Annotated in this window: 20 protein-coding genes and 1 tRNA gene; 10 read left to right on the top strand and 11 right to left on the bottom strand. The window is 67.9% G+C overall.

Annotated elements, in window-relative coordinates:
- Positions 1-906, bottom strand: coding sequence for a polyphosphate kinase 2 (ppk2, locus tag AC1KAR_RS03395; protein ID WP_480314543.1), 906 nt, complete (start codon positions 904-906; stop codon positions 1-3).
- 73 nt (positions 907-979) lie between these two features.
- Here ppk2 and AC1KAR_RS03400 point away from each other — a divergent pair, with 73 nt between their 5' ends.
- Positions 980-1573, top strand: coding sequence for a DUF1415 domain-containing protein (locus tag AC1KAR_RS03400; RefSeq protein WP_480314544.1), 594 nt, complete (start codon positions 980-982; stop codon positions 1571-1573).
- 28 nt (positions 1574-1601) lie between these two features.
- Here the strand turns inward: AC1KAR_RS03400 and AC1KAR_RS03405 are convergent, their stop codons facing one another.
- Positions 1602-3032 (bottom strand): aminotransferase-like domain-containing protein, encoded by a 1431-nt coding sequence (locus AC1KAR_RS03405; RefSeq protein WP_480314545.1) that lies wholly within the window; start codon positions 3030-3032, stop codon positions 1602-1604.
- Between the two features lie 177 nt (positions 3033-3209).
- Here AC1KAR_RS03405 and AC1KAR_RS03410 point away from each other — a divergent pair, with 177 nt between their 5' ends.
- A complete protein-coding gene (locus AC1KAR_RS03410; protein WP_480314546.1) occupies positions 3210-3833 on the top strand; it encodes a glutathione S-transferase family protein in 624 nt (207 codons plus the stop codon).
- Complete coding sequence (locus tag AC1KAR_RS03415) at positions 3830-4105, top strand: hypothetical protein (protein WP_480314547.1); 276 nt, start codon at positions 3830-3832, stop codon at positions 4103-4105. The genes AC1KAR_RS03410 and AC1KAR_RS03415 overlap by 4 nt, the downstream gene beginning before the upstream one ends.
- 63 nt (positions 4106-4168) lie before the next feature.
- On the opposite strand, the gene AC1KAR_RS03420 is transcribed toward AC1KAR_RS03415, so the two are convergent.
- Positions 4169-5179 (bottom strand): Bug family tripartite tricarboxylate transporter substrate binding protein, encoded by a 1011-nt coding sequence (locus AC1KAR_RS03420; protein ID WP_480314548.1) that lies wholly within the window; start codon positions 5177-5179, stop codon positions 4169-4171.
- A gap of 128 nt (positions 5180-5307) precedes the next feature.
- Here AC1KAR_RS03420 and AC1KAR_RS03425 point away from each other — a divergent pair, with 128 nt between their 5' ends.
- Positions 5308-5670: a DUF1304 domain-containing protein gene (locus tag AC1KAR_RS03425; protein WP_480314549.1), complete on the top strand. Its 363-nt coding sequence runs from the start codon at positions 5308-5310 to the stop codon at positions 5668-5670.
- A 31-nt stretch (positions 5671-5701) separates the two neighbouring features.
- On the opposite strand, the gene AC1KAR_RS03430 is transcribed toward AC1KAR_RS03425, so the two are convergent.
- The gene (locus tag AC1KAR_RS03430) at positions 5702-7126 is read right to left on the bottom strand and encodes an alpha/beta fold hydrolase (protein WP_480314550.1); all 1425 of its coding nucleotides are present in this window, start codon (positions 7124-7126) and stop codon (positions 5702-5704) included.
- Between the two features lie 123 nt (positions 7127-7249).
- Here AC1KAR_RS03430 and AC1KAR_RS03435 point away from each other — a divergent pair, with 123 nt between their 5' ends.
- Both AC1KAR_RS03435 and AC1KAR_RS03440 read left to right on the top strand, forming a co-directional pair.
- A complete protein-coding gene (locus AC1KAR_RS03435; protein ID WP_480314551.1) occupies positions 7250-7798 on the top strand; it encodes a DUF3617 domain-containing protein in 549 nt (182 codons plus the stop codon).
- A gap of 163 nt (positions 7799-7961) precedes the next feature.
- Complete coding sequence (locus tag AC1KAR_RS03440; protein ID WP_480314552.1) at positions 7962-8960, top strand: hypothetical protein; 999 nt, start codon at positions 7962-7964, stop codon at positions 8958-8960.
- Between the two features lie 27 nt (positions 8961-8987).
- Here AC1KAR_RS03440 and AC1KAR_RS03445 read toward each other — a convergent pair whose 3' ends face one another.
- The 3 genes from AC1KAR_RS03445 to AC1KAR_RS03455 form a co-directional block, all read right to left on the bottom strand.
- The gene (locus AC1KAR_RS03445; protein WP_480314553.1) at positions 8988-9392 is read right to left on the bottom strand and encodes a type II toxin-antitoxin system VapC family toxin; all 405 of its coding nucleotides are present in this window, start codon (positions 9390-9392) and stop codon (positions 8988-8990) included.
- Positions 9392-9655, bottom strand: a complete 264-nt coding sequence (locus AC1KAR_RS03450; RefSeq protein WP_480314554.1) for an antitoxin — start codon at positions 9653-9655, stop codon at positions 9392-9394. Before AC1KAR_RS03450 ends, AC1KAR_RS03445 begins: the two co-directional genes overlap by 1 nt.
- A gap of 79 nt (positions 9656-9734) precedes the next feature.
- Positions 9735-12566 (bottom strand): DEAD/DEAH box helicase, encoded by a 2832-nt coding sequence (locus tag AC1KAR_RS03455; protein WP_480314555.1) that lies wholly within the window; start codon positions 12564-12566, stop codon positions 9735-9737.
- A gap of 56 nt (positions 12567-12622) precedes the next feature.
- On the opposite strand from AC1KAR_RS03455, the gene AC1KAR_RS03460 reads away from it, so the two are divergent.
- Together AC1KAR_RS03460 and AC1KAR_RS03465 are read left to right on the top strand one after the other, a co-directional pair.
- Positions 12623-13711, top strand: coding sequence for a lipocalin-like domain-containing protein (locus AC1KAR_RS03460; protein ID WP_480314556.1), 1089 nt, complete (start codon positions 12623-12625; stop codon positions 13709-13711).
- 118 nt (positions 13712-13829) lie between these two features.
- Positions 13830-14657 (top strand): diguanylate cyclase domain-containing protein, encoded by an 828-nt coding sequence (locus tag AC1KAR_RS03465; RefSeq protein ID WP_480314557.1) that lies wholly within the window; start codon positions 13830-13832, stop codon positions 14655-14657.
- Between the two features lie 40 nt (positions 14658-14697).
- Here the strand turns inward: AC1KAR_RS03465 and AC1KAR_RS03470 are convergent, their stop codons facing one another.
- Positions 14698-15993: a hemolysin family protein gene (locus AC1KAR_RS03470; RefSeq protein WP_480314558.1), complete on the bottom strand. Its 1296-nt coding sequence runs from the start codon at positions 15991-15993 to the stop codon at positions 14698-14700.
- Between the two features lie 92 nt (positions 15994-16085).
- On the opposite strand from AC1KAR_RS03470, the gene AC1KAR_RS03475 reads away from it, so the two are divergent.
- Both AC1KAR_RS03475 and AC1KAR_RS03480 read left to right on the top strand, forming a co-directional pair.
- On the top strand, positions 16086-16907 hold the full coding sequence (locus AC1KAR_RS03475) for a symmetrical bis(5'-nucleosyl)-tetraphosphatase (RefSeq protein WP_480314559.1): 822 nt from the start codon (positions 16086-16088) through the stop codon (positions 16905-16907).
- Between the two features lie 49 nt (positions 16908-16956).
- A tRNA-Ser gene (locus tag AC1KAR_RS03480) sits at positions 16957-17044 on the top strand.
- Positions 17045-17070: 26 nt separating this feature from the next.
- On the opposite strand, the gene AC1KAR_RS03485 is transcribed toward AC1KAR_RS03480, so the two are convergent.
- From AC1KAR_RS03485 to AC1KAR_RS03495, 3 genes are read right to left on the bottom strand one after another with little or no spacing between them, the layout of a single operon-like run.
- Complete coding sequence (locus tag AC1KAR_RS03485; RefSeq protein ID WP_480314560.1) at positions 17071-17703, bottom strand: hypothetical protein; 633 nt, start codon at positions 17701-17703, stop codon at positions 17071-17073.
- A gap of 45 nt (positions 17704-17748) precedes the next feature.
- Entirely contained in the window at positions 17749-19452 is a 1704-nt protein-coding gene (locus AC1KAR_RS03490; RefSeq protein WP_480314561.1) for a sensor domain-containing diguanylate cyclase, read from the bottom strand.
- Between the two features lie 31 nt (positions 19453-19483).
- Positions 19484-21742 (bottom strand): putative bifunctional diguanylate cyclase/phosphodiesterase, encoded by a 2259-nt coding sequence (locus AC1KAR_RS03495; RefSeq protein ID WP_480314562.1) that lies wholly within the window; start codon positions 21740-21742, stop codon positions 19484-19486.
- Between the last annotated feature and the right edge of the window lie 4 nt (positions 21743-21746).

Below are 21746 nucleotides of genomic sequence, written 5' to 3' on the forward strand. Positions count from 1 at the left end.
TCAGTACAGCTCGGGCACGATCAATTCGGGGGGCACGGCGCGGCGCGCGTAGTCGTCATGCCGCTCGCGCTCAGGCAGCGCGATGGCCGGGTGATCGACCTCTTCGTAGGGAATCTGGTGCAGCAGGTGGTGGATGCAGTTCAGCCGCGCCTTCTTCTTGTCGTCCGCCTGCACGATCCACCACGGCGCTTCGGCAATGTGCGTGCGCGCCAACATGATCTCCTTGGCGCGGGTGTAGTCCTCCCAGCGGCGGCGTGACTCCAGATCCATCGGGCTCAGCTTCCACTGCTTAAGCGGGTCGTGGATGCGGCCCAAGAAGCGCAAGCGCTGCTCGTCGTCGGAGATCGAGAACCAGTACTTGATCACCTGGATGCCCGAGCGCACCAGCATGCGCTCGAACTCCGGCACGGAGCGGAAGAACTCCTCGTACTGGTCGTCGGTGCAAAAGCCCATCACCCGCTCGACGCCGGCGCGGTTGTACCAACTGCGATCGAAAAGCACCACTTCGCCCGCCGCCGGCAGGTGCGCCGCGTAGCGCTGGAAATACCACTGCGTGCGTTCACGGTCGTTCGGTGCCGGCAGCGCCGCCACGCGGCACACACGTGGGTTCAGGCGCTGCGTGATGCGCTTGATCACGCCGCCCTTGCCCGCCGCGTCGCGGCCTTCAAACAGGATCACCACCTTGTGCCGGCTGCTGACCACCCAGTCCTGCAGCTTGACCAGCTCGCCCTGCAGACGGAACAGCTCGCGAAAGTAGAGCCTGCGCGCTGCTTTGGCTGCGTCATCCGGTGTAGCGTCGTAGTCCTCGTGCTCCCGGTCTTCGAGTTCGAGTTCCAGTTCTTCGTCGTAGCTGTCGCGCAGGTCTTCGTGGATGCGCAGGACGAGGTCACGGTCTTCGGTGGTCATGGGGCGCAGCCTCGGCTAGTGTGAGACCGGGCACGTTATCTGCCGGGTGTGGCAGGCGTATGACGCGACCGCCATGACATCATCTGCCGCCATGCACCCGAACAACGCCGACACCGCCCTGATCGAAACCCAGGCCTGGATCACCCGCGCGGTGATCGGCCTGAACCTGTGCCCTTTCGCCAAGGCGGTACAGGCCAGGAACCAGATTCGCTACGTGGTGAGCGAGGCGCGAGACCCCGAAGCGCTGCTCACCGAATTGGTGAGCGAGATGCACCAGCTTGCCGCCACCGACCCGAGCGTGGTCGACACGACGCTGCTCATCCACCCGCACGTGCTCGGCGACTTTCTCGAGTTCAACGACTTCCTCGACATCGCCGATGCCGCCCTGGTGGCCAGCGGCTACGAGGGCGTGCTGCAGATCGCGAGCTTCCACCCGCAGTACCAGTTCTCTGGCACCGACCCCGAGGACGTCACCAACGCCAGCAACCGATCGCCCTACCCCACGCTGCACCTGCTGCGCGAGGCGACGGTCGACCGCGCCGTGGCGGCCTTCCCCGAGGCCGAGGCGATCTTCGAGAACAACATGCAAACGCTGGAGGACCTGGGCGCCGAGGGTTGGGCAAACATCCAGCGGCAGTGCAAGGCCGACGCCGAACGCCAGACGTGAGGCGCGGCTCACCGAGCGCACCCGCTGCTCAGGCTCCGGCAATGCGCCCCAATTCGCGAAGTGCCTGCTCGGCGGCCTGATCGAACGGAAAGCCGCAGCTGATGCGCATGAAGTGGTCGTAGCGGCCCGAGTTCGAGAAGAGCGAGCCCGGCACGAAGCGGATGCCGCGTGCCAACGATGACTCGAACACCGCCTGCGCCGGGCGGCGATCGGGAAGCTCCACCCACAAGAGCAGGCTGCCTTCGGGCACGCTCAGTCGCGTGCCCTGCGGGAAGCAGCCGGCGATCGCCTCGGCCATCTGCTCGCGTTGTGACTTGAGCAGGCGGCGCAGCCGTGCAAGGTGGCGGTCGAACGCGGTGGAACCCACGAACTCCGCGGTGACGAGTTGCGGCAGCAACTCGTTGGCGCGCGACTGCGCGTACTTGAGCATCTGGATGCGCGCGTGCCAGCGCCCGCCGCTGATCCAGCCCACGCGCATGCCCGGGGCGAAGGTCTTGCGCAGCGACGCGCAGTGGATCACGCCGCCTTGCTGGTCCCAGGATTTCACGGCCTTCAAGGGCACGCCGTCGGAGGTGAGCGCGCTGTAGGTGTCGTCCTCGATGATCGGCAGCTCGTGGCGCGCGCACAGTTCGACCAGGCGCTGCTTGTGCGCATCGGGCATCACGCAGCCGAGCGGGTTCTGGAAGTTGGGCACGACCACCACGGCCTTGATGCGCTCGTGCGTCTGCAGTGCAAGGTCGAGCGCCTCGACCGACAGGCCGGTGGTCGGGCTGGTGGGGATCTCGAGCGCGCGCAGGTTCAGGCTCTCCAGCACCTGCAGCAGGCCGTAGTAGGTAGGTGACTCGACCGCGATCGTGTCGCCGGGCTGGGCCACCGCGCGCAGCGCCACGTTGAGCGCCTCGATGCAGCCGTGGGTGACGACGATCTCGTCGGCCGTGAGGGCCATGCCCGATTCGATTGCGCGCCGCGCGAGCACCGCACGCAGGCGGGCGTCGCCGGGTGATGCCGCAGGCCGCACCAGCAGGTCGGGCTGGCGGCGCAGCGCGCGCATGGCGGCCGTGCGCAGTGCTTCGCCTGCGTAGGCCTCGGGCGCAGCATAGGCAGCAGCAAAGTCGACCTTCACCGCATGGCGCTCGATTTGGGCCACGTACGCCGACACGCGGTCGTGGATGCCGACGTACTGCGCCGCATCCAGCGCCTGTGCCGGGTCGGGTTCGCGCACCGGCGCCATCGCGGCGCGCCGTGGCACGCGAACGAAGTAGCCCGAACGCGGCCGCGCTTCGAGCAGCCCTTCGTCTTCGAGGTGGCGGCAGGCCTGCAGCGCGGTCGACAGGCTGACCTGGTGCAGCCGGGTCAGTGATCGCACCGAGGGCATGCGCGCGCCCGGCGCCATCACGCCGGATCGGATGGCACCGCGGTAGTGGTGCGCAACGCGCTGGTAGAGCGGCTGGAGATCCATGTGAGCCATGTTGCACGCGCCCTGCGGCGCCGGACCGGAACAGATCGCAGCTTATGGCGCCATAACAGCGCTGACAACCGCGCGCTGATACGCAACACGCGAACCCTGGCTGTGCCTGTTCGCGCGCGCCTGCTCTGCCTACGCTTGCGGCATCGACACCACACGCCGTCCATCGACATGCTCCACCTCCTCGGCCGGGCCACTTCAATCAACGTTCGCAAGGTGCTCTGGCTGTGCCACGAGCTGGGCCTGCCCTTCGTTCACGAGCCGTGGGGCGAAGGGCCGCTCTCCTTGCAGTCGCCCGCGTTCCTTGCACTCAACCCCGCGGGCCTGGTACCCGTGCTCCGCGACGGCGATCTGGTGCTGCGGGAGTCGAACACCATCTGCCGTTACCTCGCGCAGCGCGCGGGGCGCACCGACCTGCTGCCGGCCGATGCCGCCGGCCGTGCGCGCGTCGAGCAGTGCATGGACTGGCAGGCCACCGAACTCAACAACGCCTGGCGCTACGCCTTCATGGGCCTGGTTCGGCGCAGCCCGGCCCATGCCGACCCGCAAGCGGTCGACGCCAGCGTCGCGGACTGGAACCACCAGATGCAGCTGCTCGATGACCAACTGGCCCGCACCGGCGCGTTCGCGGCCAGCGATGCCTTCACGCTGGCCGATGTGGTGCTCGGGCTGTCCACGCACCGCTGGTTCATGACGCCGATGGAACGGCCGCGGCTCGAAGCCGTGGCCGCGTACTACGAGCGCCTCAGTCAGCGCTCCGGCTTTCTTCTCTACGGCAGGAACGGAACACCATGAGCCTTCACACCCCCGACGCCTTCACCCTCCCACCCGGCATGGAGCGCCTGCTGCAATTGCCGCGCGGCTCATCTCTCGTGGCCGTGCGCGGCCGCGTGCATGTGCTCGTGGGCCCCGACTGGCTCGGCGAGCGCGCGTGGCAAGCCCGGCTGACGCTGCATGAAGGCGACGCCTACATCGCAGAACGCAGCTGCTGGCTGCGCCTGGCCGCGCAGGGCACGCAGGCCCAGCTGCGTTGCGTGGCTGCAGCGAGCCCCGATCCGACGCCCTGAACACGGGCAGCCACGCACCTCATCGGCCGCCTGCGGCGCTGGGTCGGGCTGCGCCTGTGGCAGCTACTCGGCGCGCGCGCCTGAGCGCTTGACCACGCGGGCCCACTTGCGCGTTTCGGTCTGGATGAGCCGCGCAAAGGCCGACGGGATCATGCCGCTCGGGATGGCCCCCTGCGCCAGCATCTGCTCGCGCAAGGGCGCGCCGCCGAGTGCGCGCTCGATCACCTGCTGCAAGCGGCTCACCACGTCGGGTGGGGTACCGGCCGGGGCCAGCAGGCCGAACCATGCGGTGGCCTCGTAGCCCTTGAGCGAGCCTCCGCCGGCTTCGTCCACGGTCGGCACCTCGGGTAGTGCCACCGAGCGCGTGCTGCTCGTGACGGCCAGGGCCTTCAGCCGGCCCGCCTTGATGTGCGGCATCGACGACGGCAGGTTGTCGAACATCAGATCCATGCTGCCCGAGACCAGGTCGATCAGGGCCGGCGCCGACCCCCGGTAGGGGAAGTGAACCATCCGCGTGTCCGTCAGCGACATGAACATGTCGCCGGCGAGCTGCGTCGACGTGCCGTTGCCCGAACTCGCGAGGTTCAGCGTACGCGGGTGGCTGCGGGCGTAGCGGATCAGGTCGGTCACGTTGGCGATCCTGGCGCTGCGCGCCTTCTCCGGGTTGATCACCAGGACGTTGGGCACATTGGCAATCAGGGTGATCGGCGCGAAATCCTTGACGGGGTCGTACGGCAACTTGCGATACAGGGCCGCGTTGATGGCATGCGTGCCCACGGTGCCGAGCAACAGCGTGTAGCCGTCGGGCGCCGCTTTCGCGACTTCTTCGGCCCCGATGTTGCCGCCCGCGCCGGGCCGGTTCTCCACCACCACGGGCTGCCCCAGCGTGCGCTGCAGTTCGGGCGCGAGCATGCGTGCAAGGGCGTCGGTCGTCCCACCCGGTGCGAACGGGGCCACGATGCGAAGGGGCTGGGTCGGCCAGCCCTGAGCCCACGCAGCGCCGCCAGGCCACGCCCATGCGGGCGATGCCAGCGCCGACATCAGGAGGCGGCGGCGGGCGGAGTCCTGGGTCATGGCGCGGCGCGGCGAGCGCAAGAGTCGGGTTGCAAGCCACTATGCGGGGCGGCCCGCGCACTGCACAGCCGGGTATGCCCTGAACCGGCGTGCTACCTTCGCGACCACTCGCTGAAGGAGCCATTTCGATGCTGATCGCTGCCGTCCTCGTGGGCTTGATCGCCCTCCTCCACCTCTACATCCTGGTGCTGGAGATGTTCCTGTGGGACACGCCCAAAGGCCGCAAGGCCTTCGGCACCACGCCGGAGTTCGCCGCCGAGTCGAAGGCACTGGCCGCCAACCAGGGGCTTTACAACGGCTTCCTCGCGGCCGGCTTGATCTGGTCGCTGCTGCTCGGCCTGGGCAGCGGGGGCCGGCCGATTGCGCTGTTCTTCCTTGGCTGCGTGGTGGTGGCGGGCGTGTATGGCGCGGCGACGGCCTCGCGCAAGATCCTGTATGTGCAGGCACTGCCTGGGGCCATTGCCTTGGCGGCGGTCTTGATCCTGAGCTAACGCCAGAACGCCAGGGAGGGCCGCACGCGGTTCAGCGCTTGTCGGCGGGCGGTGGCCAGATGAAGTGGGCGTCGCCGGTGTAGTCGGGGGCGCGGATGTCGCTCACCGAGAAGTACAAGCGGCTGGGCGTGAGCAGCTCCACCGCCTGCTCGCTTGCCTGGACGCTCACGCCGGCGAGATCGAGCCGGCTCGCATCGGCACTGATCGCCACCCGCCCCGCAATGCGCAGGCTGGTGCCGGTGACCTGGCTGTCCTGTGCCGACAAGCCCACGCTGTCGGCGGCGTCGATCTGGCTGTCGCTCAGCGTGACGGTCGACCCCTTCACCACCAGATTCTTGATGCGCGCACTCTCGACGCGAACGTTGGTGCAGGTGTCGAGCGTGAGTGTGTCGAAGCTGCCCGTGAATCGGCGGCCGGGCTCGTTGTGGCATCGCACGTCGCCTTGCGAGACGAGCGGGATATCGACCGCGTAGCGGGGCGCCATCGGCGCGGCCACCAGCGCATCCATCAGCAGGCGCACGAAGGCGCGCGGCTCGTCTTGCATCGGCGTGTGGCCCACGCCCTCGATTACCTGGAGCCGGGCATCGGGCATGCGGGCCGCCAGCAGTTGCCCGGTTCGCAAGGGCGCAACCGGGTCGCGGCCGCCCCAGATGATGGTGGTGGGTGCCCGGGCTTCTCGGATCGCCGCGGTGAAGTCGTGCTCGACCAGCCCGAGGCCGGCTTCGACCTGCGTGTAGCGCCCCAGCAGCACGTTGCGCACGCCGGGGTTCTGCGCGAGCCAACGGCTGAAGTCGAAGCGATCGTCGAGCCCGCCGAACATGTCGCGGCGGAACTGGTTGATGCGCTCGTCGAGCCCCTTGAGCACGCGGTCGACCGAGTCGATACCCAACTGCGGGCTGCGCATGCTGACGATGTGCTGGGCGAAGACCATCTTGAGCAGGATGCCGGCGGCATCCACGAGCACCAGACGCTCCACTTTCTCGGGCCGCGCGTGCGCAAAGTACAGGCTCACGGCCCCGCCGAGCGAATGGCCGACCACGTGGGCGCGCTGCTTGGGCGCCGTGAAGTCGAGCACATCGCCCAATACCGCGGCCATCGACTGGAACGAGTACCCCTGCGGCCCGGCTGGCGTGCCGCCGAAGCCCGGGAGATCGATTGCCACCACATGAAACTGGCGCGACAGCACAGGAATGACGTTTGCCCAGTCGCGGTGGGCGTTGTTGCCCAGGCCGTGCACCAGCAGCACAGGCGGCGCCTGCTGCTCGCCGGCTTCTCCGATCAGCACCGGCTGGCCGCTTCGCAGCTTGACGCAGGTGTAGCGCAGGCTGGGCAGGCGCGGCAGTGGCTGGCCGGTGGCGTCCACGCTGCGGTCGGGGCATGAGGGCTCGGCTGCGTGAGACGTGGCTGCAACGCAGAGCACGCAGGCGACGAACAGGTTCCACACAATCATGCGCATACGACACTTCAGGACACAAGGTCGCCAGATTCTCATGGATGCTGTTGACCGCACGAAACATCAGGCGTTCCCGGCCTCTGCATACTTGCGGCCGCAACGCACATCACGGAGCGAAGAAGACCGATGAAGACATACGCAATTGCCGCCCTGCTGACGGCCACAGGCCTCGGCGCGATGGCCCAGGGCAACGCGGGCCCCAAGATCGAACCGGGCCTGTGGGAGATCAACATCGCCATCAAGAGCCAATCGGGCAAGGCCGAGGCGGCGATGAAGAAGGCCCAGGAGCAGCTCGCGCGGCTGCCACCCGAACAGCGCAAGGCGGTCGAAGACATGATGGCCGAGCAAGGCGTGCAGCTCGGTGACTCGGGCAGCGCCGTCAAGGCCTGCATCAGCAAGGAAGACGCCGAGCGCGGCGTGGTGCCGCAGCAGGCCGGCGATTGCACGCAAGAGGTGACGGAGCGCAGCGGCAGCTCGATGAAGCTCAAGTTCGCCTGCACGAGCACACCTCCGGCCAAGGGCGAGGCGACGGTGACCTTTCAGAGCCCCACGGCCTACACCAGCCAGGCCCTCGTTGATACCGAGGTGATGGGCGAGCCCGAACGCGTGAACGTGAGCCAGACCGGCCGCTGGCTCGGTGCGCAGTGCGGCAGCGTCAAGGCGCTGGGGCGCTGAGGATCGCGTGTCGGCTGGGCGTGAAGCGCGATGGCGCGGTGAGTGCTTGGGGGATTGGCGGCTTCATCGGTTAGCGATTGGTAACGCAGGTTTGCACGCGAGAAACACGCCGATTGCGATCACTCGTTAGCCTGTTCGCCAGACCAGACGACCCACTGACGCCATGCACCACGCCTTGCTGAAACCCTCCATCGCGCTTGCGCTGCCGGTGGCCCTCGCGGCCTGCGGTGGCGGCTCGGATGACACCCCAGCGCCCGCACCCGACGTGGCCGCGCGCAGCGCTGCGGCCACAACCACCGCGCAGAACAACGCGGCTTGCACGGCGATCCGACCGTTCTACTGGGAGATCGGCGACAGAACACAGCGCCTCGCGGCGGCCTCCGTCAACCAGCCCGGCAACACCACCACCTACACCGCCAGCACCGTGATGCCGATCGCCTCGGCCTCCAAATGGCTGTACGGTGCCTACGTGGCCGAGCGGCGCAACGGCGCGCTCACGCCCGAAGACGTCCAGTACCTGCACTTCCAGAGCGGTTACGTGAATTTCGCAGCCATCGGCTGCACCGCCAACGACACCATCGACTCCTGCCTCGCACGCAGCGACAACGGCGTGCAGGCACCGGCCGCGGTCGGCAAGTTCTTCTACAACGGCGGACACATGCAGAAGCACGCGAGCCTGCCCGGTGGCATGGCACTCGGCACGCTCGACAGCGCGGCGCTCGCCACGGAGCTGCGCCGCCTGCTGGGCACCGAGATTTCGCTCAGCTACAGCCAGCCGCAGCCCGCAGGCGGCGTGCGCACCACGCCAGGCGACTACGCGATCTTTTTGCGCAAGCTGCTTGGCAACCAGCTGCGGCTGGGCGCCCTGCTCGGCAGCAACAAGGTCTGCACCAACCCCGATACCTGTGCGAGTGCCCTGAGCACACCCATCACCAACGGCCTGAACTGGAACTACTCCCTCGGACACTGGGTGGAAGACGATGCCACCCGCGGAGACGGCGCATTCAGCAGCGCAGGCGCATTCGGCTTCTACCCGTGGATCGATGCCGGCAAGGCCTGGTACGGCGTGGTCGCGCGCGTGGACCTGGCGGGCAGCGGCAACGAATCCGCAGCGTGTGGCGCTGTCATTCGCAAGGCCTGGGTGAGCGGCACCGCCCAGTGACACCGCGCGGCATCACGCCACAGCCGCTCACGAGCCGCGTATCCAGTTCTCTGCCCGAAGGCCCTCGACGCGCTTGAAGTGGCGCATGTTGTCGGTGACCAGCACCGCGCCAAGCGAGAGCGCGTGCGCCGCGATCATCTCGTCGAAGTCGCCCAGCGCATGCCCCTTCGCGCGGAGCTGAGCGCGAACGACGCCGTGGAATTCTGCGCAGTCGGCATCCCAGGGCTCCGTACGCGCCACGGCCAGAAAGGCGTCCACGTAGCGCTCCAGCTTGATGGCACTGCCCTTGAGCGCCACGCCATAGCGCAATTCGGCGGCCGTGATGGCCGAGATGCACCAGTCTTCGGGCTGCAGGCGCTGCAGTCGGCTGTCCAGCCCCGCGGTGCCGCGCATGGCGGCCGCGGCGGTGTTGGTGTCGAGCAGATACAGCATCATTCCACCCAGGTATCGAAAGGGTCGCGCCGCTGCGTGTCCTGCGCGCGCTCGCTCATGAAATCCTTGGGCAAGTCGCCGAGCTGATGACGCAAGGCCACGAACTCCAACCACGAGGGCTCGGGCCGGCTGGACAGGATCACGTTGCCGGTGCGCGGGTCGCGCCGGATGTAGACCTCATCACCCTCGAAGCGAAACTCCGCCGGCAGGCGCACGGCCTGGCTGCCCCCGTTGGTGAAGAGTTTGGCGGTCTTGGTGCTCATGAGGTCTCCTTGCGGCCACTGTATCTATTTCAGTATAGACAGCAGGTGGTCTAGGACCAAAGGCGCATTGGCGGCGCAGTCAATCCGCCCCCAGCGGCTTGAACAGCTCGTCGAAATCCTGCGAGGTGAGCGCCGCATCGCTCGCCACGCCGGCCATCAGCGCGTCGGCGAGGCCGGCCTTGCGGGCCTGCAGTTCGAGCATCTTGTCTTCGACGGTGCCGCTGGCCACCAGCTTGTAGACGAACACCGGTTTGTCCTGGCCGATGCGGTAGGCGCGGTCGATGGCCTGCTGCTCCACGGCCGGGTTCCACCACGGGTCGTAGAGGATCACCGTGTCAGCCGCGGTGAGGTTCAGGCCCACGCCACCGGCCTTCAGGCTGATGAGGAACAGCGGAACCTCGCCCTGCTGGAAGCGCGCCACGAGCGAGCCGCGGTCCTTGCTCTCGCCGGTGAGCATGAGGTAGGGCAGCTTCAATCGGCCGAGTTCGATCTCGATCAGCGACAGCATCTCGGTGAACTGCGAGAACAGCAGCACGCGCCGGCCGTCTTCGATCAGCGTGGGCAGCAGGTCGAGCAGCAGCTCCATCTTGGCCGACGGATGGTGCGGCCGCGCGGGGTCGGTCTGGCCCTCGCCGAGCTTGAGCAAGCGCGGATCGCAGCACACCTGCCGCAGGCGCAGCAGCGCATCGAGGACCATGATCTGGCTGCGCGCCAGGCCCTGCTGCGCGATCACGTCGCGCAGCTTGCCGTCCATGGTGGCGCGCACGGTCTCGTACAGGTCGCGCTGGGTGCCGTGGAGTTCAACGCGAAGTAGCGATTCCGTCTTGGCGGGCAGCTCCTGCGCCACCTGCTGCTTGGTACGGCGCAGCAAGAAGGGCCGCACGCGCCGGGCCAGCTGCTGCGCGCGCAGAACGTCGTGCCGCCGCTCGATGGGGGTGCGGTAGTGCTCGCGGAACTGCGCCTCGCTGCCCAGCAATCCGGGGCAGACGAAATCCATCAGGCTCCACAGCTCGCCCAGGTGGTTCTCCAAGGGCGTACCGGACAAACACAGCCGGTGGCGCGCGTTCAGGCCCTTCACCGAGACAGCCGCCTGACTGCGGCTGTTCTTGATGCGCTGGGCTTCGTCGAGCATGAGGTAATGCCACTCCTGCGCGCCGAGCGTGGCCACGTCACGCATGGCCAGCGGGTAGCTGGTGACGACGAGATGCGCTCCGGGGATGTTCTTGAAATGCCGCGCCCGGTGCGCCCCGTGCAGCACCACGAGCTTGAGCTGCGGCGTGAAGCGGCGGGCTTCGGTCTCCCAGTTGCCGATCAGGCTCGTGGGCACGACGACGAGGCTGGGGCGGTCGAGCCGCCCCGCATCGAGCTCGCCCTGCAGCAAGGCGAGCGCCTGCAGCGTCTTGCCCAGGCCCATGTCGTCGGCCAAGATGCCACCCAGGCGCGCGCTGCGCAGGAAGCTCATCCACGACAAACCGTCGGCCTGGTAATGGCGCAGGGTGGCCTGCACGTTCGGCGACACCTCGACCGGCGGCAGGCTCTGGCCGCTGCCCAGCAGGCGCACCTGCTCGATCAACTCGGTGAAGCTCGGTGGCGCCTTCACGCGAGCGCCGCTCGCCAGCGATTCGAGCGTGCCCAGGTCGAAGCGCGACAACCTCAGGGCCGACGCCGGCGGCCGGTCGCCCAGGCGGAACACCGTGCGCAGCCACTCCATGAGCGGCGCCACACGCACCACCGGCAGGCGCAGCAAGCGCTGGCGCGGTGCGGTTCCGGGCTGCGCCGGCGCGTCGCTGCCCCAGGGCACGAGCACGTCGCCCGTGTCGCCGTGGCGCATGGCCGCATCGACGTTCAGCCAGCCGCTTTGCACCAGGCTCACCAGCAGCGGCACCAGATTCACCGGCTGGCCTTCGACATTGACCTGCAAGCCCACGCTGAACCAGTTGCCGCCGGCTTCTTCTGAGATGTCGACATCCCACTCGTCAGGTGTGTGCAGCTCGAAGGGGAAGTCGGCTGCCACCTCGACCACCCAGCCACGCGCTTCGAGCGCAGGGATGTGGTGCGCCAGCAGTTCGGGCCAGCGCTCGCGGCGCTGAGGCACGAGCAGCATCGGCGTGTTTTCCATGGCCGCAGGCAGCACCGACGACTGAACCCGCGCGGCCTGCAAGCGGGTGAGCCTCTCCATGGCCATGCCGGCCGAGAGGCTCCAGGGCCGCATCTCCAGTTCACCCAGCAACGTGCGAAAAGCGCCCGCCTCGGCCGGCGACTGGCGCTGAAAATGCCCCATCACGACGCCCCCCGGCCGCGCCGGGTCGTTGATCTCGGCCAGCGTGGTGGTCGCGCTGCCGGCCGGGAAGTGGTAGTCCAGCGCCTTGCCGGTTGGCGGCTGGTAGCGGTAGATGAGTTGCGCCGCCCCCTGGCGAACCGTGGTGTTGCGCGACGTGGCCGAGCCATAGCGGTGGTGCAGCAGCGCCTCGGAGGCCACGTCCACACAGGTCGTGAGCCGCAGCACGGGCACGAGGGCCAGCGTGCCGAGTTCGACCATGGCCGGTGGCGGCGGGTCGGCCGGGCGCACCGTGGGCGAGGCCACACCGGGCGTCTCGGGCAGGCCCCGTTTGATGCGGATCTGCTGGGCCTCGTAGGCCATGAGCGCCGCCGCCACATGCTGACAGTTGACGCCCACGGGGCAGCTGCAGCGGCCCTCGAGCCGCAGCCCCAGGCGGCGATCGTTCACCCACGCAATGCTCTGCTGGTGCGCCGTCGGGCCGATGCCGTGCACCCGCGTCACGAGGCGCGGGCCGTCGACCTGCATGGCCAGCACCGCCTGCTGCGGCTTGAGCGCCATGGCCTTGGTGAGGGTGCTGTGATCGAAGTGTTCGCCCAGATCAAAGTCTTCGGGCAGGGAGAATTGGGTCATCGGCAGCAAGCACAGGGGAACCCTGCATTGTGATCTGGCATGCCATGCTTGGCCACATGAAACGCCGAGACCTGCTGTGGGCTCTGGCCAACGCCGCCTTCATCGCACCGCGGCCCGCCCTGGCGCAGGGCGGACCGGTGCGGCCTCGCCCGCTGGTTTTCCCCGCAGATTTCGGCGCTCACCCCGATGCCCGCATCGAGTGGTGGTACCTCACCGGCGCGCTGCAGGCCGGCGAGCGGCTCCATGGATTCCAGCTCACCTTCTTTCGCACCCGTACCGGCCTGGGGCCCGAGATGCGCAGCCGCTTCGCTGCTCACGAGATCGTGTTCGCCCACGCCGCGCTGAGCGACGTGCAGGGCCGGCGCCTGCGGCACGACCAGCGCATTGCCCGTGCGGGCTTCGGCATCGCCGAGGCGGCCACAGGCGACACCCGATTGCAGTTGCGCGACTGGTCGCTGCGCCGCAACGTGACCGGCCGCTACGACGCCACGCTCCAGAGCGATAGCGCCGGGTTTGCCCTCAGGCTCAGCCTGCAGCCCACCCAGCCACTGCTGCTGCAGGGAGACGCCGGCTACTCCCGAAAGAGCGCCCCCCAGGGCCCCCACCCCGAATCGGCCAGCCACTACTACAGCGAGCCACAGCTGGCGGCCAGCGGCACGCTCACCGTCGACGGCCACACGCAACCCGTGCAAGGCCGCGCCTGGCTCGACCACGAATGGGCCGACACCCTGCTCGACCCCGCCACCCAGGGCTGGGACTGGATCGGCATGAACCTCGGCGACGGCAGCGCCCTCACCGCTTTCCGCCTGCGCCGCAATGACGGCAGCACGCTCTACGCGGGTGGCAGCCTGCGCCGCCCCGGCGGCAGCGTGCGCGTCTTCGCAGCAGATGAGGTTCGCTTCGAGCCGCAGCGCGTCTGGCAAAGCCCTGCGTCGCAGGCCCGCTACCCGGTGGACTGGATGATCGAAACCCCGGCCGGCCGGCACACCGTGCGCGCACTCTTCGACGCCCAGGAGCTCGACAGCCGCGCCAGCACCGGCAACTTCTATTGGGAAGGCCTGAGCGATCTGCTCGACGAGCACGGCAGCGTGGTCGGGCGCGGCTACCTCGAAATGACGGGCTACGCAGCCAAGCTGATGCTTTGAGCACACTCTGTTTCGAACAGAGCGGCAAAAAGCGTGCTTATTGCCGCGACATCGCCCGATCACGCATTCGACAATTGAGCACACGCGCTCACGCATGTAGCGGGGCGCAACCCTCACGATGAACAGCCCCGCCACCGCCCCGATGCACACCCGGTCGCCAGCCCAGGCGGCCGCCACGCGCGCCGCCCCCGGTGCGCTGGCGCTCGTCGGCGCGATCGCGGCAGCGCAGAGCGCTTTCGCCGTGGCCGTGTGGGCCTCGTGCCTCGCCGTGGGCCTGATCGCACATCGCCTGGCGCGCCGCAACGCCCCGACCACGCCGGCCCTGCCCGCCATGGCCGAAACCGCGCAAGCCACCCGCCCCGCACGCCGTCGCACCGACCGCATCGAACGCACTTCCCCAAGTACCGGGCCGCGCTCGCTCACCGCAGAGCCCTTGCTCAAGGTTCATCGCGACAGCCTGACCAACGTCTGCGGCGCCGAGTCGGTCGCGCTGAGCGCCGACTATCTTTCGCAAGACCTGCAGTCGCGCGAACAGACTCTGTGCTTGCTGCAGGTGGGCTTGGACGGCTTCGGCCCCCTCATCGAGAACTACGGGCGCGAGGCCGCTCACCAGGTGCTGATCCAGACCGACCGGCGCCTGCGCCACCTGACCCGCCGAGAAGACAAGGTGTTCCGCCTCGGCGACACCGAGTTCGTGCTGCTGCTCGGCGGCCCGGCCGGCGACTGCAGGCCCTTCCTCTTTGCGATGAAGGCCCGCGTGATCGCCGAATTGCAGCGCAGCTTCTCGTACCGCACCTTGAGCAACTTGCGCATCACCTGCCGCGTGGGCTACGCCATTCACCCGCTGGACGGCACCACCGGCCAGGAACTGCTGCAGAGCGCCGAAACATCGCTCGCCGAGTCGCGCAGCGATCAGGCCCTCGCGAACCAGGCCCGAGTCGCCTGAGCATCGCGCTCCGCGCCTGCGCGCATGCGAGGGCTCAGCGTCATTCCGTGGCGTTTTGCAATTGCGAGGCCAGCACCTTGTCCACGCGCTTGCCGTCGAGGTCGACCACCTCGAAACGCCAGCCTTCCCACTCGACTGCGTCGGTCGTCTTGGGCAAGCGCCCCAGCAGCAGCATGACCATGCCCGCCAGCGTGTTGTAGCGGCCGCGATCTTCTTCGGGCAGCTCCCGCAGGCCGAGCCGGTCTTTCAGCTCCGGCACCGGGATCAGGCCATCGAAGAGCCAGCTCCCATCTTCTCGGCGAATGGCCCAGGCGTCTTCCGCCGCGGGCGTGGTGAACTCACCGGTGATCGCCTCCAGCACGTCGCGCACGGTGATCACACCCTGCACCTCGCCGTACTCGTCGACCACGAACACGAGCTGCGCACTCGATGCACGGAACTGCTCCAGCAGCTCCATGCCCGACAGCGTCTCGGGCACGAACACCGGCGGCTGCAGCTTGCTGGTGAGCGAGAGCGGTTGGCCCTGCATGAGTTGCTGCAACAGCGTCTGCGCCGAGATCACGCCCAGCACATCGCTCAAGCCGCCCCGGCACACCGGGTAGCGCGAATGCTCGGCCTGCGCCATGGCGCGCAGCAAGTCGTCGGATTCGGCATCCACATCGAGCCAGACGATGTCCGTGCGCGGAATCATCATCGAGCCCACCGTGCGGTCATCGAGGCGAAACACGTTGCGAACCATCTGGTGTTCGGTCGCCTCGATCACACCCGCGTCCAGCCCTTCTTCGAGGCTGGCGGCGATCTCTTCTTCAGTCACCGACCGGTTAGGGCCGCCGCGAATGCCCATCAGGCGCAGCGTGCCCTCGGTGCACCACGACAGCACGCGCACGAACGGCCGCGCGATCAGCGAGAGCCACTCCATCGGGTAGGCCACGAAGCGGGCCACCACCTCCGGGTACATCTGACCCAGGCGCTTGGGCACCAGTTCGCCGAAGATGATCGTGAGGAAGGTGATGCACATCACCACCAGGCCCGTGGCCGAGATGCCGGCCGCGCGCTCCGACACATGAAAGCTGTCGATCAGCCACACCGAGAGCGGCTGCGAGAAGGCCGCTTCACCGACGATGCCGTTCAAGACACCGATCGACGTGATGCCGATCTGCACCGTGGACAGGAACTTGGTCGGGTTCTCGTGCAGGTCCATGGCAATCTTGGCGCCGGCGTCGCCGGTCTCCACCATCACTTGCAGCCGTGCCCGGCGGCTTGCGGTGAGCGCCATCTCCGACATGGCGAACAACCCGTTGAGCAAGATCAGGAAGACGAGAAGCGCTGTATCCATGAACCGGGGCCCACCCGGAATGCCGTACCGAGAAGCAAGGAAGCGTATCAGAGTGCGCTTGCGCCACCGCGACAAGCCCGCAGAATGTCGCCATGAACTACCTGATCGGCGACCTCCAGGGCTGCTGCGACGCCTTGGAGCGGCTCTTTGCACGGATCGACTTTTCTCCCTCGCGCGACCACGCCTACTTTCTGGGCGACCTGGTCAACCGCGGCCCGGCATCGCTTCGCACGCTGCGCCTGCTCAAGAAGCTCGGCAGCGCCGCCACCTGCCTGCTCGGCAACCACGACCTGCACCTGCTCGCGGTCGTCCATGGCGTACGAAAGGTCGGCCGAAGCGACACCCTGGGCGAGTTGCTCGAAGCACCTGACCGCCCCGAACTCATCGAGTGGCTGCGCCAGCAGCAGATGGCGATACAGGCGCACGGGTGGCTGATGGTTCACGCCGGTGTACCACCGCAGTGGGACGCGGCCACCACCTTGCTGCTGGCCGGCGAAGTGGAGCGCTGCCTGCGCGGCGCAGATGCAGGCGACTTCCTGGCGACCATGTACGGGAACGACCCCGCCATCTGGGACCCAGCGCTTCGCGACACCGAGCGGCTGCGCTTCGCCGTCAACGCCCTCACTCGCATCCGATTCGTCTCGGCCGATGGCTCACTCGAACTCAAGTCCAAGGAAAGCGCTGCCCGTGCGACCGCCGATCACATCCCCTGGTTCGAGGCGCCCGGGCGCCAGACGCAGGGCGTGCCCATCGCCTTCGGACACTGGTCAACGCTGGGTCTCGTGAACCGACCCGACCTGCTGGCCATCGACACCGGCTGCGTCTGGGGCGGGCACCTCACCGCCGTGCGCATCGATGGTGACCAACGTGAAGTCATCCAGGTGAAGTGCGAGCAGGCACAGCGCCCGGGGTGACTACAATCGCGGGTCTCACTCACACCTGCATTCGCAGGTGTTCGATCCAGGAAGCGTGGCAGAGTGGTCGATTGCACCGGTCTTGAAAACCGGCGACGGGCAACCGTCCGTGAGTTCGAATCTCACCGCTTCCGCCAGGGCCCCCACGTTAGGCCCAGTCCCGTCAGAACACCCCCGCCTTCCCCGCCGAGGTGACCAGCACGCGCGCCAGGTCACCGAGTTGCATGTTCACGTCGTTCGACGGCGGGGCGCTTGCACGGCCCGTCCACATCACGCGGCCGCTCGCGCTGTCGGTGATCGTGCCGTTGGCCGCGTAGCCGGTCGAAACGGCGCCACCGCCCACGGGCGCGGACACGCCCATGCCGCCGAAGCCGCTGCCGCCACCGCCGCCCATGCCCAGGCCGATCGAGAAACCCGGGCTGACCACGGTGCTGTTCTGGGCCACGGTGGTCACGATCACAGCCTTGGCGCCGGCAGTTTTTGCGGCTGAAACGTACTGAGCGGACGTGACCGGGCCGGTCGCGGGCACGTCTGGCGCGTCGACTGGCGTGGCATTGAAGATGCGAAGTTGCGCGCCGATCTGGTCTTGGCAGATGCGTCGCAGCACGAGATCGGTGGCCTCGCAGACGACGAGCACCCGCGCGCCGCGCAGCGGTGCATTGGCGGCCAGTTGGGGGTCGGCCCATTGAGCGTCGAGCTGCGTCGAGGCACAGCCCGAGATGAACCCTGCCGCCACCACGGCGCCTGCCAGGGCGAGGGTCTTGCTGCGATGCACAAGGCTGTTTTCAACTGTCATGGCGCTCTCCGTGAGAAGGGTGACAGTGAATGTAGGGCAAACGGCTCACCCGACGCAGGTGCGATTCTTTCCGGTTCGTTTGGCCTCGTACAAGGCTTCGTCGGCGCGCTCCAGGGCGACTTCGATCCGTTCGCCCGGCCGATAGGCGGTGACCCCGGCCGAGAAAGTGACGAACACCTGCTTTTGCTCGTGCATGAACAGGCCGCCGCTCAGCGAGCGCTGCAGCCGCGTCAGGATCTGCTCGCCTTCGGCGACGGGCGTGTTGGGCAGCAACACGACGAACTCCTCGCCACCGTAGCGCGCCACCAGGTCCATAGGACGCAAGGCCTTGCTCACCACGGCGGCGAGCGACTTCAGGGCGGTGTCGCCCGCGTTGTGGCCGAGCTCGTCATTGAGCCGCTTGAAGTTGTCGACGTCGAGCAAACCGATCGACAGCGCCGTGCCCTCGCGTTCAAGCCGCGCCTTCTCGGCGTCGAAGGCCTGCATCAGGCCGCGGCGGTTGGCGATCTTGGTGAGCTGGTCGGTCGAGACTTCTTCGGAGAGGCGGCGAAGCTCGGTCTCGAGTTCGACCACGCGCTCCGACAGGTCGGTGGCGCGCTCGTGCTCGTACTGCATCTTGCCCTGCGCAAGCTTCACCAGAGATTGCACGGTGCGGCTTTCCTCGACCATCTCGCGCACGACGCCGGCCAGGCTTTCCAGCGAATCGGCCTTCTCGATCACGTCGGCATAGCGGCCGAGGTTGTCGTGGAAGCGGCCCGTCTGCGAGCCGAGTTCGCCCAGTTCACTGAGCATGCGCGTGATGAGCAGCTTGAGCTGCTGCTGCGCGGCCGCGCGCTCGACGCGAAGTTGCCGCTGGCGCTCGCGGGTGTTGTCGAGCAGCTCGTTCACCGAACGCACGCTGCGTGCGGTGAGGCCGAACTCGATCTCGTTCTTCATGGCCTCGCACTGGCCCTGCGCCCAGCTTTCGTCTTCGGCCAGGTCGGTGAGGCTGGCGGTGAGCTTCTCGCACAGGCCGCTCAACTGGTCGATGAGGTGATGGCGGTGTGCGAGCACGCGCGCGGCGCGTTTGCACAGCTTGTCGATCTCGTCGCTCTGGCCGATCGTCGGGCCACGGGCACGGATGCGTGCGGTGATTTCAGCCAGCTCGTCGGCCAATTCGCTGCTGGGCGCGGGCGGCGGCGGCAACGCCTGCTGCAGGGTGCCGCCTAGGTGCGCGATGAGCTCGTGCCAGATGGGCGTGGATTCGTCTGCCGCCGGCGTGGAACCCGCCGCGTCTATCAGCGGCGCCGGTTGCGTCGGGTCGGCCCAAGGTTGCTCGACAACGGCATCCATCGCTTCGGGATCGACCGCGCCCTCGATGGTGTCGGTCTCCCAGCCAGCCAACAGTTGCCCGAGCCTCTGCTGCAGTCGCTGCGGGTCGCTGCGCGAGCTCGTGAGCACGCGTTGCAGGCTGTCCTTCTTGCGGGCAGTGGTCCATTGCCGTCCGCCGCGCTGAACCCCACGCACCACGCGTTCGATCAGCCCGGCCAGCGCTGCGCCCTGCGTCGCCAGCTCCTCGCGGCTCGGTGCGGCGGAGGCTGTGGGTGTGGCAGGGGGCTGAGTGCCGGCCTCCTGGTAGTAGGCCCGGGCGTAGTTCTCCGGGGTGGGCTCCAAGCGCTCCATCACCAGGCGGCGGAGCGCGGCCTTGGCTAGTTGGGGCGGCAAGGCTTCGCCGGCAGCTCGAGGCGCAACGGCGCGTGTCGTGTCCATCGCAGTGCTATCGGCCTGAATCGGCCAGTCTTTAGCCCTGGGGGCCGAAGCGTGAGCGGGCCTCGATGGCCGCGCGCAGGGCGTCGGTGGCGTCGGCATCGTCGGCATTGACGATCCACGGCGCCTTGCGCGGCAGCACCGTCTGCTCCAGCCACTGCTCCAGCATTTCAGGGGGCTGGGCCTTGCTGAACAGGAAGCCCTGCATCACCACGCAACCGAGGCGGTGCAGCACCTCCATCTGGCGCATGTTCTCCACGCCTTCGGCGATCACACGCAGGCCGAGCGATCGGGCCAGCGCAATGATGGCGGTGACGACCGCCGAGCTCTGGGGCGTCATGCCCAGATCGCGCACGAACGAGCGGTCGATCTTCAGCTCGCTGATGGGCAACGTGGTCAGGTACGCGAGCGACGAGTACCCGGTACCGAAGTCATCGATGGAGATCTCGACCCCGATCTCGTTGAGCCGGTGCAGCGAGGGGATGACGTTCTGCAGGTCTTTCATCAGCCCGGTCTCGGTGATCTCGAGCTCGATGGCATGGTGCGACACACCGTAGGTCGTGACGGCCTGATGGATGTGTTCGACCAGATCGGTGCGCTCGAACAGCCGGTTGGGCAGGTTGACGGCAATCGAATCGGTAAAGCCGAAGCTGTCTTGCCACAAGCGCGCCTGGCGGGCCGCCTCGCGGATGGCCCATTCGCTCAGCGGGATGATGAGGCCGGTCTCTTCGGCGAGCGGGATGAACTCACCCGGCGGCACCAGCACGCTGCCACGCTGCCAGCGCATCAGCGCCTCGACGCCCACCATCTTCGCGCCACGCACGTCGACCTTGGGCTGGTAGTGCAGAACCAGTTCGTTGCGCTCGATGGCCTTGTGCAGCGCGCTTTCGAGTTCGAGCTTCTCGCGGCCCTTGCCTGCCAGCGCCGGGCGGTAAAGCAGCGCGGCGTTGCGGCCCTGTGCCTTGACCGAGTACATGGCCACGTCGGAGTTGCGCATCAGGTCGGCGACCGTGGCGCCGTCGCGCGGGAACATGGCGATACCCACGCTCGCGGTGACGAAGCACTCCTGGCCACCCACGAAAATCGGCTCGCGCATGACGGCCAGGATGCGATCGGCCACGCGCTCGGCATCAGCTTCGTCAGAGACTTCGGGCAGCAGCGCCACGAACTCGTCGCCACCCAGGCGGCCCACGGCTTCGAGCGTGCGGTGCGAGCGCGAGCCCATCGACTCGATGGAGCTTTCCATCACCTGGTCGGAGTGGCGCACGCACGAGCGCAGCCGGCGCGACACCTCCATCAGCAACTCGTCACCCGCGCCATGGCCCAGGGTGTCGTTAATGATCTTGAAGCGATCCAGATCGATCAGCAGCAGCGCCACCGGGTGGTTGAGCCGTCGAGCATGTTCGAGCGCGCGCTCGGTGCGCCAGATGAGCTGGCGGCGGTTGGGCAGGCCCGTGAGCGCATCGAAGTTCGCCAGGTGGCGGATCTTGTCTTCTGCCATGCGGCGGTCGGTCACGTCCTGGACGATGCCCGTGTAGCCGGAGAGGTTGCCGTGCTCGTTGAACTCGGGCTCGGCCTCGACATGGATGATGCGCTGCTGCCGCCCGTCTCGAAGCAGCACGGGGATGTCGGTCGCGAGCACGGAGCTGTGGCGGTACACGTCGTGCAGCACCATCATGAAACCCTCGCGCCCGTCGGCCGGGATCATGCGCAGCACATCGCGCATGCCCATGCGCTCACCAGGGCTGAGCCCGAACACGCGCATGCCTTCGATCGAGAAGATCGGGCTGCCCGTGCCCACGCGCCAGTCGAAGCTGCCCATGCGCGCCAGGTCTTGTGCGCGAGCCAGCTTGGCCTTGCTGCGTTCCAGCTCCATTCGCGTGCGCGATGAGCGCAGCAGGTAGCGCAAGCGGCCGGCGAGCAGGCTCCATTGGGTCGACTTGACAAAGAAGTCGGTGGCCCCGGCCTCGTAGGCGCGGGTGATGGAGGCGTCGTCGTCCAGCCCGGTGAGCATGAGCACGGGCAGGGACTCGAAGCCCGGCAGGTGACGCAGCTCCTGGCAGGTCTCGAAACCGTCGAGCCCGGGCATCAGGGCATCCAGCACCACCACGTCGGGCAGCCACTCGGTGAGCAGCTGTATGGCGCGCTCGCCGCTGGTGGCTTCGGTGATCGAAAAACCGCGCTCACGAAGCGCGATGGCGGTGAGCAGGAGGTTGACCTCGTCGTCGTCGACCAGCAATACCTTGGGCCGACCCAGCAGGTCTTCATCGCCCAGGGAGGTGCTGAAACTCATCTCG

It is taken from the genome of Piscinibacter sp. PDB1-1 (assembly GCF_056675995.1).